General features: G+C 34.9%; 1 pseudogene. It reads left to right on the plus strand.

Annotation, left to right across the window (positions count from 1 at the left end):
• Positions 1–193 (plus strand): annotated as a pseudogene (locus tag CYP77_RS09885) (hypothetical protein); the annotation flags it as partial.
• Between the last annotated feature and the right edge of the window lie 535 nt (positions 194–728).

Below are 728 nucleotides of genomic sequence, written 5' to 3' on the forward strand. Positions count from 1 at the left end.
AAGACGATATCTTAGGTGTGAGTTAAAGCTAAAAGGATCTAAGATGATAAACGCACTTGGTAGCTACCCCTTGAATTTAGAGCAGAACATAAAGGTATCAACCAAAGCTTCTACCAACCAAACCAGCAAAGTTAAACTCTACAAAAAGCACTATTTGATGACGCAAAATTTTAATCCAATACAAAAGACATAATAGATGCATGACTAAAAACACCAAAGCAGATGGTGGTATAGCTATAAGTATTGGTGACAAGAGCTAGAGCACGAGACAGCCAAAAGAGCATAAGCTAGATATGGTATGCTATCTTTAGTCTTGGCCGTGACGCCTGATGTTAAAAGGAGCGTCTTTAAAGCACCAAACTGTCAGAACAGATACGGCGGCTGGCGAAAAGAGAGGCTTATTTTATTTCTTGGCTAAAGGTGTGGCTATATTGGTTGGCAACATAGGTGTTAATGTTGTGTTTTTAGGTTTGACGGACTGGAGAGTATTCTATCTTAGATAATTTATTAACGGTTTTGATGCTTGTTTTTGTTAAAATTTTAATCACTGACAATTACTAACCAACTATAAGTAAGTATAAATACTTTAAAGCCTTTTATTTGAATGTGTTATCTTAATATTTCGGACGTATACACAACTCCAAAAGATGTGTTTATTAGTGCTGATCTAAAACCAGTTACCAAATAAGATAACAACTCGTCAATGTAAATTTAAACATTATTTCTAC

The organism is Campylobacter concisus, assembly GCF_002913865.1.
GTDB lineage: Bacteria > Campylobacterota > Campylobacteria > Campylobacterales > Campylobacteraceae > Campylobacter_A > Campylobacter_A concisus_AM.